Source organism: Novosphingobium acidiphilum DSM 19966, assembly GCF_000429005.1.
GTDB lineage: Bacteria > Pseudomonadota > Alphaproteobacteria > Sphingomonadales > Sphingomonadaceae > Novosphingobium > Novosphingobium acidiphilum.
The window spans coordinates 147,686-162,078 of the sequence record NZ_AUBA01000007.1 but is presented as its reverse complement, the minus strand read 5'-3'; the positions used below and the strand labels follow the sequence as shown (position 1 = coordinate 162,078).

Sequence of the window (14,393 nt, the reverse complement as noted above, 5' to 3'; positions counted from 1 at the left end):
GAACAGACCACGCCGTCGTTCCCGGCAAAGCCCATGCGCCGTTCCGCGGCTGGTCAGCCCGGGGTCATGACCCATCGGCTGTTTCCCGTGCTGTGCGCGCTATGGTTTGCTGCTCTGTTCGGTCTGGGCTGTCTGGCCGCTGGCGCCGATGCGCTGGCCGGTCTGGTGCGCCATCTCCACCTGCCTGCAATCCTGCCCGCGGCTGCGCCGCCGCTGGGCATGACCGCGCGCCTGATGCTGGGTCTGCTGTTTGCCATGCTTGGCGGCGCATTTGGCCTGGTGCTGGGCATGATCGGCCAAGCCCGCGCCGGCGGTGCGCAATTGCGTCGGCCGCGTGACGCGGCGGTTGCCGAACCGGTGGCAGAACCCGCCGCCGCATTGCCGGGCGCGCCGCGTGTGCGCAGCCGCGATGCCCATCCCGATGCGCCGCCGCGCCGGCCGCTGGTGGTGACCGAGGATGTGCTGCCTTATCCGACGGCGGTGGGCGATCCTGCGCCGGTTATCGTGCCTGTGGCACCCGAACCCGCTGCACCCGAATACAACGCCGGCGACGAACCCGACGAATCGGGCCTGCCGCCCTTTCTGGCCGCCGCCTACAGTTCCGCCAGCCGCGGCGATGCACCCATCGTCATTTCGCCCGCCGAACCGGTGATCGTGCCCGCCATCGCGGCAGAGCCGGAGCCCGAAGCGCCCGGGCACGAGGCGGCAGAACCGGCCGAGCCCGCAGCACCTGCACCGGTTGCGCATGTTCCGCCCCTGGCCAGCATCGCCGCCGCAGCACCGCATGTGCCGCTGCACGAAGCGCCGCTCGACAGCCTTGGTCTGGTGCAATTGATCGAACGCCTTGCGCTGGCGATTGCCACGCGCCAGGCGCGCCGCGCCGCGGCGCCATCGGTGGCAGCGCCTGCCGAGGCGGTTGATCCGCGCCAGCCGCTGCATCGGTTCGATCCGCTGACGATGGACCCCGATGGGCCGTTGCTGCGCGCCAAACCGCCGAAATCGCACGCCTTCGCCACGCACGACACCGCGCCATCGGCTGAGGCTCAGCATGATGCCGCGCCGTCGCCGATCCTGCATGATCCGCTTTCGGCCATCGACGATTGGTCGGACGAGGACCATGACGCGACTGTGCCGCCGCGCTTTCTGGGCGGGATCGCGCACGATCATGCCCCGATCGAGGCGCACGGTCTGACCGCCGGGGTGGTCGAAGACCTGGATGACGGGACAGACGATGCCGTTGCCGAAGAACGGTATTCGTCGCTGGCCCGGATGACGATGCGCCGGCCCGAACTGATGCCATCGGATCTTGTCCCGCTGGCCGATCACCTGCCCGACGAGGGCCACGCCCCGCTTGCGATCACGACCGATCCGGTGGTGCAATTTCCCTCGCGGTTGACGGGCGAGAGCGGGGCCGGGCGCACTCTGCCGGTCTCCGAAGAGGGCGATCGCGCACTGCGCGAGGCGCTGGCCACCTTGCGCAGGATGAGCGCCCAGCGCTGAAGCGCGTCGACCTTCGCACGAAGCGCTGTGCAAGCGGCCTGCCCCCAAGGTGAACCGGGCGCGGATGCCATTGCAAAATAAGATTCATACAGCCATGGGGGCTTTCGCGCAACTTTCATTGCCTTTTGGGCAGGGTGATTCGCGCGAGCATTGCCGACTCTGGTTGCAGGAATATTGGAAAGATGGCTTTTCCGCCGGTTCAAGGCCTTTACGATCCGCGTAACGAACACGACGCCTGTGGTGTGGGTTTCATTGCCCATATCGAGGGCGGCAAAAGCCACGCGATCGTCAAACAGGCCTTGGAAATCCTGCACAATCTTGACCATCGCGGCGCGGTGGGTGCCGATCCGCTGCTGGGCGACGGCGCGGGCATCCTGATCCAGCTGCCCGATGCCCTGTTCCGCAAGTGGGCGCATGATGCGGGCACGACGCTGCCGGCACCCGGCGATTATGCCGTGGCAATGTGCTTTTTGCCGCAGGATGAACCCAGTCGCAGCGTGATCACCGAATTTTTCGAGAAGTTCATTGCCAAAGAAGGCCAGGTCCTGATCGGCTGGCGCGATGTGCCGACCACGACCGAGGGACTGGGGGCGGCGGTGATTGCCGAAATGCCGGTGATCCGCCAGTGCATCGTGGGGCGCGGCGATGGTACGCCGGATCAGGATGCGTTCGAACGCAAGTTGCTGGCGATCCGCAAGCAGACCCAGAACCCGCTCGACGCGCTGGCCGAAAAGCATCAGCTGCCGGGCATCAGCCAGCTGTACATGCCCAGCTTTTCGTCGCGCACGATCGTCTACAAGGGGCTGTTGCTGGCAACCCAGGTCGGCAGCTTTTACGACGATCTGCGTGATCCCGATTGCGTGTCGGCGCTGGGGCTGGTGCATCAGCGGTTTTCGACCAACACCTTTCCCAGCTGGAAACTGGCGCACCCGTATCGGTTCGTCGCGCACAACGGCGAAATCAACACCGTGCGTGGCAACGTCAACTGGATGAACGCGCGCCGCCGCACGATGGAATCCGAACTGCTCGGCCCCGATCTCGACAAGATGTGGCCGATCATTCCGCACGGCCAGTCCGACACCGCCAGCCTTGACAACGCGCTCGAACTGCTGGTGGCAGGCGGGTACAGCCTGGCGCATGCGGTGATGATGCTGATCCCCGAGGCCTGGGCGGGCAATCCGCTGATGGATGCCCGGCGCCGCGCATTTTATGAATACCACGCCGCCCTGATGGAGCCGTGGGACGGCCCGGCGGCGGTGGCATTTACCGATGGCCGCCAGATCGGCGCGACGCTCGATCGCAACGGGCTGCGCCCGGCGCGTTTTTCGATCACGCGCGATGGCCTGATCTGCATGGCGTCGGAATCGGGCGTGCTGCCGTTCCGCGAAGAGGACATCGTGCGCAAATGGCGGTTGCAGCCCGGCCGCATGCTGCTGATCGACCTGGAAAAGGGCCGCATCGTCGAGGACGAGGAAATCAAGGCCGAACTCGCCGGGGCCGAACCCTACGAGGAATGGCTGGCCGCTGCGCAGTACAAGCTGAAGGAACTCGCGCTGGTCGAGCCAGAGCTTGCCGACGAACACGTCCAGGCCGCGCCGCTGCTCGATCGGCAGCAGGCGTTCGGTTACACGCAGGAAGACATTGCCCGGTTCCTGGAACCCATGGCGTTGACCGGTGACGATCCGATCGGGTCGATGGGCACCGACACGCCGATCGCGGTGCTGTCGCGCCGGTCGCGCCTGCTGTACGATTATTTCAAACAGAACTTTGCCCAGGTAACCAATCCGCCGATCGATCCGATCCGCGAAGAACTGGTGATGAGCCTGGTGTCGATGATCGGCCCGCGCCCCAATCTGCTGGGCCGCGTGGCGGGTACGCACAAGCGGCTGGAGGTCGATCAGCCGATCCTGACCAATGATGAAGTGGTCAAGATCCGCTCGGTCGAGGCGACGCTCGACGGTGCGTTCCGCACGGCCACGGTCGACATGACCTGGGATGCCGCCAGCGGTGCCGCCGGGCTGGAACAGGCGGTCAAGGAAATGTGCTGGGCCGCAACCGAAGCGGTGCTGGCCGACCAGAACATCCTGATCCTGTCCGACCGGGCGCAGAATGCCGACCGCGTGCCGATGCCCGCCTTGCTGGCAACCGCGGCGGTGCATCACCATCTGGTGCGGCAGGGGTTGCGCATGCAGACCGGGCTGGTTGTCGAAACCGGCGAAGCGCGCGAAGTGCACCATTTCTGCGCGCTGGCCGGCTATGGCGCAGAAGCGATCAACCCGTATCTGGCGTTCGAAACGCTTGAAGCGATCCGGGTCGAAAAGGACCTGCCGCTGTCGACTTATGATGTGCAGAAGAACTACATCAAGGCGATCGGCAAAGGCATTCTCAAGGTCATGTCCAAGATGGGCATTTCGACCTATCAGTCGTATTGCGGTGCGCAGATCTTTGACGCGGTCGGGCTGTCGTCGGCATTTGTCGGCAAGTATTTCACCGGCACCGCGACCACGATCGAAGGCGTCGGCCTGACCGAAATTGCCGAGGAAACCGTGCGGCGCCATGCCGCCGCCTATGGCAACAACCCGATCTATGCCAAAATGCTCGACGTGGGCGGGATGTACCAGCTGCGCTTGCGCGGCGAAGAACATGCCTGGACCGCAACCAACATCGCCAGCCTGCAGCACGCGGTGCGCGGCAATCTGCCCGATCAGTACCGCGAATTTGCCCAGTCGATCAACGACCAGTCGGAACGGATGCTGACGATCCGCGGGCTGCTCGATCTCAAGCCCGCCGAGACCCCGATCGCGCTCGACGATGTCGAACCCGCGGCCGAAATCGTCAAGCGGTTTGCCACCGGCGCGATGAGCTTTGGCTCGATCAGCCGCGAGGCGCACACCACGCTCGCGATCGCGATGAACCGCATCGGCGGCAAATCGAACACGGGCGAAGGCGGCGAAGAACCCGATCGTTACAAGCCGCTGCCAAACGGCGATTCGATGCGTTCAGCGATCAAGCAGGTTGCCTCGGGCCGGTTTGGCGTGACCACCGAATATCTGGTCAACGCCGACGATATCCAGATCAAGATGGCGCAGGGCGCAAAGCCGGGCGAGGGCGGCCAATTGCCTGGCGACAAAGTCGACAAGGTGATCGGTCGCACCCGCCATTCGACGCCGGGCGTCGGTCTGATCAGCCCGCCGCCGCACCACGACATCTATTCGATCGAGGATCTGGCGCAGCTGATCCACGATCTCAAGAACGTGAACACCAAGGCGCGGATTTCGGTCAAGCTGGTGTCCGAAGTGGGCGTGGGCACCGTGGCCGCGGGCGTGTCAAAGGCGCGCGCCGACCACGTGACGATTTCGGGCTATGAAGGGGGCACCGGCGCATCGCCGCTGACCAGCCTGACCCATGCGGGATCGCCCTGGGAAATCGGCCTGGCCGAAACCCAACAGACGCTGCTGCTGAACAATCTGCGCAGCCGCATCGCGGTGCAGGCCGATGGCGGCCTGCGCACCGGGCGCGACGTGGCGATTGCCGCATTGCTGGGCGCAGACGAATTCGGCTTTGCCACTGCGCCGCTGATTGCCAGCGGGTGCATCATGATGCGCAAGTGCCATCTCAACACCTGCCCGGTGGGCGTGGCAACGCAGGACCCGGTGCTGCGCGCGCGCTTTACCGGCAAGCCCGAACACGTGATCAACTATGTGTTCTTCGTTGCCGAAGAACTGCGCGAGATCATGGCCGCAATGGGGTTTCGTACGATCAGCGAGATGGTCGGCCGGGTCGATCGGCTCGATGCCAGGAAGGTGATCCACCACTGGAAGGCGCAAGGTATCGATTTGGCGCGCCTGTTGCACCGCGTCGAACCCGTCGCCGGCACTTCGCTGGGGTGGAGCGGACGCCAGGATCACGGCCTGCAGGCAGCACTCGACAACGAACTGATCGAGGCGGCGCGGCCGGCGCTCGATCATGGCACCGCGGTCCGCATCGAACGCAGCGTGATCAACGTCAACCGCACGGTCGGCGCGATGCTGTCGGGCGAAGTGGCGCGGCGGTTCGGCCATCCCGGCCTGCCCGACAACACCATCCATATCGCGTTCAAGGGCGTTGCGGGGCAGTCGTTTGCCGCGTTCCTGGCCCATGGCGTGACGCTTGATCTGACCGGCGATGCCAACGATTATGTCGGCAAGGGTCTGTCGGGTGGCCGCGTGATCGTGCGCCAGCCCGCGCATGTCGACCGCGAAGCCGCCGACAATATCATCGTCGGCAACACCGTGCTGTATGGCGCGATCGCGGGTGAAGCCTATTTCAACGGGGTAGCGGGCGAACGTTTTGCCGTGCGCAATTCGGGTGCGATCGCGGTGGTCGAAGGCACCGGCGATCATGGCTGCGAATACATGACCGGCGGCGCGGTGGTCGTGCTGGGCCGCACCGGTCGCAACTTTGCCGCCGGCATGTCGGGCGGGGTGGCCTATGTCCACGATGCGGACGGGGTGTTTGCGCAATTGGCCAACACCGCGATGGTCGACCTTTTGCCGATTTCACCCGATCGCGATGAAGACGAAGGCACCGGCCGTCCGCAGCAGCGCGCGATCGACGTGGCCGATTTCGGCATGGGCGACATGTTGCGCCACGATGCCGAACGGCTGCGGATCCTGATCGAGCGTCACCTGCTTCACACCGGCAGCCGCAGGGCACGCGCAATCCTTGACAACTGGGCCGAGGAACTGCCCCGTTTCGTCAAGGTGATGCCGCGTGATTACGCCCGTGCACTGCGCCAGCTTGAGGCGGAACGCCTCGCCGCCGCGTCGGTCGCGGCCGAATAAGGATTGATGACCCATGGGTAAGGCGACCGGATTTCTCGAACACGAGCGCAAGGAACGGGGCTATGACGCCCCCGCCGAGCGGCTGAAGCACTATCGCGAATTCATCGTGCCGCACGACGACGCCACGTTGAAAGGACAGGCCTCGCGGTGCATGAACTGCGGCATCCCGTTCTGTCATAACGGCTGCCCGGTGAACAACCAGATCCCCGACTGGAATCACCTGGTGTATGAGGCCGATTGGCGCGGCGCGCTCGACAACCTGCATTCGACCAACAATTTTCCCGAATTCACCGGCCGCATCTGCCCCGCCCCGTGCGAGGCGGCGTGCACGCTGAACATTGTCGATCAACCTGTCACGATCAAATCGATCGAATGCGCGATTGTCGACAAGGGCTGGCGCGAAGGCTGGATCGAACCCCAGGTGCCGGCCAGAAAGACCGGCAAGTCGGTTGCCATCGTCGGGTCCGGCCCGGCGGGCATGGCCTGTGCGCAGCAATTGGCGCGCGTCGGGCATTCGGTGACGGTGTTTGAAAAGTCCGACCGGATGGGCGGGCTGCTGCGCTATGGCATCCCCGACTTCAAGATGGAAAAGGCGCTGATCAACCGGCGGCTGGTGCAAATGATGGCCGAAGGCGTCGAATTCCGCACCTCGGTCGAAGTCGGCGTGACGGTGTCGATGGCGTCGTTGCGCGAAAATTTCGACGTGGTGGTGCTTGCGGGCGGATCCGAAGATCCGCGCCCGCTGCTGATCCCCGGGTTCGAACTGCCCGGCGTGCGCTATGCGATGGAGTTCCTGACCCAGCAGAACAAGCGCAACGCCGGCGATGACGAAATCCGCGCCGCGCCGCGCGGATCGCTGACCGCCACGGGCAAGCATGTGGTGGTGATCGGCGGCGGCGACACCGGATCGGACTGCGTCGGCACGTCGAACCGGCAGGGCGCGCTGTCGGTAACGCAACTGGAAATCATGCCGCGTCCGCCCGAAAAAGAGGACAAGGCGCTGACCTGGCCCGATTGGCCGATGAAGCTGCGCACGTCGAGCAGCCACGAAGAAGGGGTGGCGCGCGAATTCGCCGTGCTGACCAAGCGCGTCACCGGTGAAAACGATGTCACCGGCCTTGAATGCGTGCGCGTCGAATGGGTTGGCGGGAAAATGCAGGAAGTGCCCGGCAGCGAATTCACGCTGAAGGCCGATCTGATCCTGCTGGCGATGGGTTTTGTCGGTCCGCGCAAGCAGGGGCTGATCGAACAGGCCGGTGTGGAACTGGACCCGCGTGGCAATGTGCGCGCCACCGTGGCCGATTATCGCACCAGCGCCGACGGCGTGTTTGCGTGTGGCGACATGCGTCGCGGGCAAAGCCTGGTGGTCTGGGCGATCCGCGAAGGCCGCCAGTGCGCGCGCGCGGTGGACGAAGCGCTGATGGGCGTGTCCGACCTGCCGCGATGACACCAGGGGGGCCTTGCGCCGCCTTTTTCAACACGTGCCGGGGGCTGCGGCCGCCAGCGGCGGCCGTTTGCTTGACTTGTCACGGTTTTGTCATCTAGCGGCCGGACAGCCTTGTTCGGGAGAATCCGCCGTCGATCAGATTGCCGCCTTGCCATACCGCACCCGGGGTGACGGTCTGTCCGCCCCGACCGAGGTTTTGCTCGTTACGTCGCGCGGCACCGGTCGCTGGGTCGTGCCCAAGGGCAATGTGGGCAAGCGCGAGGCGCCGCATATGGCCGCCGCGCGCGAAGCGCTGGAAGAGGCGGGCGTGGCAGGCGCGATCTGTCCCAGCCCGCTCGGCAGCTATTTCTATCGCAAGACGCTGCGTTCGGGTGCAGCGATCCGTGCCGAGGTGCAGGTCTATCCGCTGGCGGTGACCGACGAATTGGCCGAATGGGCCGAAGACGGTCAGCGCACCCGGCAATGGTTTTCGCTGGCCGAAGCGGCCGGCCTGGTTGACGAACCCGATCTTGGTACCCTGATCCGCAATTTTAGTGCGTCCGAAGTGCGCGCGCTGACCCAGACCGCGCCGCTGTTTGCCCGATTGGGCGGGGCGAAGGAGAAATTTGGAATGTTTCACTGGTTTCAGACGCTCCTGCCGCGGCAGGGCAATTTCTTTGCCTTGTTCGAAGCGCATGGCGAAACGCTGGTCGCGGGCAGCAACGCGCTTGTGCGCATGTTGCAGGGCGGCGACGCGATGGCACAGCACGTGCGCGAAATTTCCGAACGCGAGCACGATGCCGATGCGATCACCCGCGAAGTGCTGATCAGCGTGCGCAAAACGTTCCTGACCCCGTTTGATCGCGGCGCCATCACGTCGCTGATCGGAGTGATGGACGATGCCATCGACCAGATGCAGCAAGTCGCCAGCGTGGCTGCGATCTATGATGTCGGCACCTTCGAGCCCGAAATGCAGGACATGGCCGCGATCATCGTCGAAGCAACGCGCCTGATTGCCGAGGCGCTGCCGCTGTTGCGCGCGATCCACGCCAATGCCCCGCGGCTGCACGAACTGACCGAGCGGTTGATCCGGCTGGAAGGGCGTGCCGATGAAATTCACGACGCCGGCCTGGCGCGCGCCTATCGCACGCTGGGCGAAGTGGCGCCGATGCGTTTTTTCGTGTGCCGCGAAATCTACAGCCACCTCGAACGCGTGGTCGACAAGTGCGAGGATGTTGCCAACGAGATCGACAATCTCGTGATCGATCACGCCTGAGGCGCCGGTCATGCAACACATCGGTCTTGCACTGCCATTGATCATCGCGCTGGTGGTCATGGCGTTAGCCTTCGATTTTCTCAACGGCATGCACGATGCGGCCAATTCGATCGCCACGGTCGTCTCGACCCGGCTGCTGACGCCGGTGCAGGCGGTGCTGTTTGCCGCGGTGTTCAACTTTGCCGCCTATTTCGTGTTCGGCCTGAAAGTGGCCGAAACCGTCGGCAAGGGTATCATCAACAAGGATGTGGTGACGCCCGGCGTCGTGTTCGGCGCGCTGGTCGGGGCGATGGCGTGGAACGTGATCACGTGGTGGCGCGGCATTCCCTCGTCATCGAGCCACGCGCTGGTCGGCGGATTGCTGGGCGCAGGCATGATGCATGCCGGCCCCGGCGCGATCGTGTGGGGTGGGCTGACCGCAACCACGGTGGCGATCGTGCTGTCGCCGCTGATCGGGCTGGCGGTGTCGATGCTGTTTTTCCTGGTCACCGCCTGGCTGCTGGTGCTGATGACCGCGCGCACCGCCGAAGGGCTGCTCAAACGGCTGCACCTGGTTTCGGCGGCGGCCTATTCGCTGGGCCATGGCGCCAACGACGCGCAAAAGACGATGGGGATCATCACCGTCCTGCTGTATTCCCAAGGCTATCTCGGTGGCGGGTTTCACGTGCCGACCTGGGTGGTGCTGGGGTGTTATGCCGCGATGGGGCTGGGCACTTTGTCGGGCGGGTGGAAAATCATCGAAACGATGGGCAGCCGCATTACCAAGCTTAGCCAGCACCAGGGGTTCTGCGCGTCGGCCGGGGGCTCGGTCATGCTGTTTGCGGCCAGTTCGCTGGGCATTCCGGTGTCGACTACGCACACCATCACCGGCTGCATCGTCGGTGTCGGCGCGGCGCGGCGGTCATCGGCCGTGCGCTGGGGCGTGGCACAGCGCGTGGCCGTGGCCTGGGTCGTGACAATTCCCGCGGCCGCGGTGGTGGGTGCGCTGTTTTACGAAATTTCGCGGGTGTTCGGCGCATAACACCAGCATTTTTGGTTATGCTGCAAGGCGGGCTTGAGCCGGCGGGCCACTCGGCTAATGTGCGATCGCAGATCGAACAGCGCTGACTCGAGGACCGTTTTCATGTCGCACACCGCCAATGCCCTGAAATTCTACATCGACGGTGCCTGGGTCGATCCCGCGGGATCGGCCACGCTCGACGTGATCAACCCCGCGACCGAAGCGCCGTTCATGACGATTGCCATGGGTGGTGCGGCCGATGTCGATCGGGCGGTGGCCGCCGCGCGCAAGGCGTTTGGCACCTGGGCCTTTTCGTCGCGCGAAGACCGTCTGGCGCTGCTGCGGCGGGTGCTTGACGAATACAACCGCCGCTTTGAAGACATTGCCCAGGCGGTGACCGCTGAAATGGGGGCGCCGATCGCCTTTGCGCGCGAAGCGCAGGCCTGGGCGGGCCAGGCCCATATGGAAGCCACGATCAAGGCGCTGGAAGACTATACGTTCGAAGAAGCCCTCGGCACGACGCAGATCATCAAGGAACCGATCGGTGTTGCCGCACTGATCACCCCGTGGAACTGGCCGCTCAACCAGATCGTGTGCAAAGTGGCCCCCGCGATCGCCGCAGGGTGCACCGTGGTGCTCAAACCGTCCGAAATCGCGCCGCTGAGCGGGTTGATCTTTGCCGAGATCATGCATGCCGCGGGCACGCCTGCGGGCGTGTTCAACCTGGTCTGCGGCAATGGGCCCGACGTGGGGCAGATCATGGCCGAACATCCCGATGTCGACATGGTATCGTTCACCGGTTCGACCCGGGCGGGCATTCTAGTGGCCAAGGCGGCGGCCGACACGGTAAAGCGCGTGGCGCAGGAACTGGGCGGCAAATCGGCCAATATCATCCTGCCCGATGCCGATTTTGCTGCCGCGGTCGATGCCGGGGTGCGCGGCTGTTTCAGCAATTCGGGACAGTCGTGCGACGCGCCTACGCGCATGCTGGTGCCCGCCGACCGCCACGCCGAAGCGCTCGCCATCGCCCGTGCCACCGTCGCGACCATCGTGGTGGGTGATCCGCACGATCCTGCCACCACGCTGGGTCCGGTGGTCAGCGATGTGCAATGGGGCAAGATCCAGCGCCTGATCCAGATCGGCATCGACGAAGGCGCCGAACTGGTGACCGGTGGACCCGGCCTGCCCGACGGGCTGGACAAGGGGTATTACGTGCGCCCCACCGTGTTTGGCGGCGTGACGCCAGACATGACCATCGCGCGCGACGAAGTGTTCGGCACGGTGCTGGCGATCATGCCCTATGACAGCGTCGAACAGGCGATCGCGATCGCCAACGACACCGTCTATGGCCTGGCCAGCTATATCGCCGGCACCGACATCGATCAGATCCGCAGCATCGCGCGCCGTTTGCGCAGCGGCACGGTCAATATCAACTATCCCGACTGGGACACGATGGCCCCGTTCGGCGGATACAAGCAGTCGGGCAATGGTCGCGAATACGCAGGCTATGGCATCCACGACTTCCTGGAAATCAAAGGTGTCGTCGGCTGGGGCTGATCCGCGACAACGACACCCGCACCCCCTTCGCCCTGTGGCGGAGCGGGCTGCGCGGTGAACCGGATCAATCGGGCAGGCGCCAGTCGATCGTGCCGCGCCCGTGTGCGGCCAGGAACGTGTTGGCCTGGCTGAACGGCTTGCTGCCGAAAAAACCGGCATAGGCCGACAGCGGGCTGGGGTGCGGGGCCTGCAGCACCAGGTGCGGCCCATTGATCAGGCCCGGCACGCGCGCGGCCTTTTTCTGTGCGTGGCTGCCCCACAGCATGAACACGGTCGGGGTGTCGCGCGCCGCTACTGCGGCGATGACGGCGTCGGTCAGCGTTTCCCAGCCGCGTTTCTGGTGCGACCCGGCCTGCGCCGCCTCGACCGTCAGCGCATTGTTGAGCAACAGCACGCCCTGCCGCGCCCACGCCTCAAGATGGCCGTGCCGAGCGGGCGCTATGCCCAGATCGCTGTGCAGTTCCTTGTAGATATTGGCCAGGCTGGGCGGCACTTTTACCCCCCGCTGCACCGAAAAAGCCAGGCCATGCGCCTGACCCGCACCATGATACGGATCCTGCCCCAGGATCACCACACGCACCGCCTCGAGCGGGGTCAGATCGAGCGCGGCCAGCCGCATGCCGCGGGGCGGGTAGATCACTTTGCCGGCCGCTTGCTCGGCGTGCAGCCACGCGCCCAGCGCACGCAGGACAGGCGTGGCAAGGATCGGTTCAAGCGTTGCACGCCATGGCTCGGGAATGCTGGTATGGGGCATAAGACCGCGACAATAGCCATGCCCGCGCCGGCTGGCCAGCCATAGCCGCTTGCCCCGTGCGGCCTTAACGCCTAAGCGTCGGCAATGGCCGTATACCTCCACGAAGAAGACTTGCCCTGCGATGTCCTGGCACCGGGGATCGTTGCCGTCGATACCGAGACAATGGGGCTTATCACCCGGCGCGACCGGCTGTGTCTGCTGCAGATTGCCGATGGACGGGGTGACGAACATCTGGTCCGCTTTGGCCCCGACAGCAGCTATGACGCCCCCAATCTGAAGGCGGTGCTGGCCGATCCGGCGCGGCTGAAGCTGTTTCATTATGCCCGGTTCGATCTGGCCGCGATCCACCATTATCTGGGCGTGATGGCGACGCCGGTGTTCTGCACCAAGATCGCATCGAAACTGGTGCGTACCTATACCGATCGCCACGGCCTGAAAGAGGTCGTGCGCGAAACCACCGGCAAGGAAATTTCCAAGCAGCAGCAATCGAGCGACTGGGGTGGCCCGGTGCTGAGCGACGCACAGCTGGATTATGCCGCGTCCGACGTGCGGTATCTCCATGCGGCCCACGCCGCGCTGGCGGGGCGTCTGGATCGCGAAGGCCGCACCGCGATTGCCCAGGCCTGTTTCGACTTTCTGCCCACCCGCGCGCTGCTTGATCTGGCCGGTTGGGCGGAAAACGACATCTTCAGCCACGAATAGGGCCCGCATGACCCTGCCTGCTGCCCGTTCCGGACCCGTCGCATGACCTTGCGCGCAGACCAGATGCGCGATCGCCGCCAGGTGTTTGCAGCGCCCGGCGGTTCGCACGATCGCACGGTGCGGGTGCTGTCGGTGGCGTTGCCGGGCCTGATCGGCGCACTCGTCGCGATCATGGTGCTGGCACCGCTATCCCCGCGCGGCGAAATCAGCTTTCTGCTCGATCGTACCAAAGTTGCGATGGTCGATGACCGCATGCGTGCGCTGGGTGCGCTGTATCGCGGGGAAGACGATCGCGGGCGCAGCTTTTCGGTAACCGCCGGCAGCGCGGTGCAACGTTCGGCAAGCCGCCAACTGGTGGAAATGAAGGACGTGACCGCGCGCATGCTGCTCGATGATGGTCCGGCCATGCTGGTCGCCGAAGCCGGTACCTATGACTTTGGCCATCAACAGATTGCCGTGCCCGGCCCGGTCAACATGCAAACCGCCGATGGCTACCGCATGATCACCCAGGGTGCCGCGATCGACCTCGATCATCGCCGGCTGGTCAGCAATGGCCGGGTCGAAGGACGGGTGCCGATCGGCACGTTCAGCGCCGATCATTTTGTCGCCGATCTCGACAGCCGCGATATCCGCCTTGATGGTCATGCGCATCTGCACATGGTGCCCGGCAAGCTGAGCCTGCCTGGCCAAGCCGCTGCCCGGGGCGCCGCGCCACAAACCCCCATTCAACCCACGCAGGGACGCAAGCCGTGACAGTTCGTCCGACCACCACCCATTCGCGCCGCGCTGTGCGCAGCTTTGTCATCGGCTTTGCGGTTTCGGCAGCGGTGATTGCCGGGGCCGGGCATTTTGCTCTGGCCGCGCCGGTTGCGCACAACAGCGATGCCCCCGTCGATGTGTCCGCCGACCATATGGAACTGCAGGACAAGCAGAAGCGGTCGGTGTGGAGCGGCAATGTGGTGGTGGTTCAGGCCGAATTGCGGCTGGCCGCCGATCGCACCCTGCTGGCCTATACCGATGTGGACAAGCTGATCCTTCAGCGGGTCGATGCCACCGGCCACGTGGTGGTTACGCGCAACGACGAACGCGCCAGCGGCGATGATGCGGTCTACGATCTCAATCGCAAGCTGATCACGATGGTCGGGCACGTCGTGCTGCATCGCGCGAACGGCGATACGCTGAACGGCGGGCGGCTGGTGATTGATCTCAACACCGGCATATCCAGCATTGACGGCCACACCTCGAGCCCTGCGGGCGCCGGGGCGGCGGGTCAGCCAGCGGGCGGTTCGGGGCGGGTCAGCGGCACGTTCAATGTGCCCAAAAAAGACGACAAGGCCGCCAAAAAGCCCTGAGCG

10 protein-coding genes are annotated in these 14,393 nt (G+C 65.0%); 9 read left to right on the top strand and 1 reads right to left on the bottom strand.

The features are described 5' to 3' along the window. Positions 1–33: 33 nt before the first annotated feature. The 6 genes from G404_RS0108280 to G404_RS0108255 all read left to right on the top strand — a co-directional run bounded on the left by G404_RS0108280 (position 34) and on the right by G404_RS0108255 (position 11,582). Entirely contained in the window at positions 34–1,500 is a 1,467-nt protein-coding gene (locus G404_RS0108280; protein WP_028640667.1) for a hypothetical protein, read from the top strand. 182 nt (positions 1,501–1,682) lie between these two features. Next, positions 1,683–6,323: a glutamate synthase large subunit gene (gltB, locus tag G404_RS0108275; RefSeq protein ID WP_028640666.1), complete on the top strand. Its 4,641-nt coding sequence runs from the start codon at positions 1,683–1,685 to the stop codon at positions 6,321–6,323. Positions 6,324–6,336: 13 nt separating this feature from the next. Next, positions 6,337–7,770 (top strand): glutamate synthase subunit beta, encoded by a 1,434-nt coding sequence (locus G404_RS0108270; protein ID WP_028640665.1) that lies wholly within the window; start codon positions 6,337–6,339, stop codon positions 7,768–7,770. A 196-nt stretch (positions 7,771–7,966) separates the two neighbouring features. Next, positions 7,967–9,025, top strand: coding sequence for a DUF47 family protein (locus G404_RS0108265; protein ID WP_028640664.1), 1,059 nt, complete (start codon positions 7,967–7,969; stop codon positions 9,023–9,025). Positions 9,026–9,035: 10 nt separating this feature from the next. Then, the gene (locus G404_RS0108260) at positions 9,036–10,046 is read left to right on the top strand and encodes an inorganic phosphate transporter (protein WP_028640663.1); all 1,011 of its coding nucleotides are present in this window, start codon (positions 9,036–9,038) and stop codon (positions 10,044–10,046) included. Positions 10,047–10,148: 102 nt separating this feature from the next. Further along, positions 10,149–11,582: an aldehyde dehydrogenase family protein gene (locus G404_RS0108255; RefSeq protein WP_028640662.1), complete on the top strand. Its 1,434-nt coding sequence runs from the start codon at positions 10,149–10,151 to the stop codon at positions 11,580–11,582. Positions 11,583–11,646: 64 nt separating this feature from the next. On the opposite strand, the gene ung is transcribed toward G404_RS0108255, so the two are convergent. Next, positions 11,647–12,336, bottom strand: coding sequence for a uracil-DNA glycosylase (ung, locus tag G404_RS0108250; protein ID WP_028640661.1), 690 nt, complete (start codon positions 12,334–12,336; stop codon positions 11,647–11,649). Positions 12,337–12,420: 84 nt separating this feature from the next. Between ung and G404_RS0108245 the strand changes: the two genes are divergently transcribed. Genes G404_RS0108245 through G404_RS0108235 form a run of 3 tightly spaced genes read left to right on the top strand, consistent with a single transcriptional unit; the run spans position 12,421 to position 14,390 of the window. Then, positions 12,421–13,038: a ribonuclease D gene (locus G404_RS0108245; protein ID WP_028640660.1), complete on the top strand. Its 618-nt coding sequence runs from the start codon at positions 12,421–12,423 to the stop codon at positions 13,036–13,038. A 42-nt stretch (positions 13,039–13,080) separates the two neighbouring features. Then, positions 13,081–13,791 carry a hypothetical protein gene (locus G404_RS18530; RefSeq protein ID WP_051280388.1) on the top strand — a complete coding sequence of 237 codons (711 nt, stop codon included), beginning with the start codon at positions 13,081–13,083 and terminating at the stop codon, positions 13,789–13,791. Further along, on the top strand, positions 13,788–14,390 hold the full coding sequence (locus tag G404_RS0108235) for an LptA/OstA family protein (RefSeq protein WP_028640659.1): 603 nt from the start codon (positions 13,788–13,790) through the stop codon (positions 14,388–14,390). The genes G404_RS18530 and G404_RS0108235 overlap by 4 nt, the downstream gene beginning before the upstream one ends. Positions 14,391–14,393 lie beyond the last annotated feature (3 nt).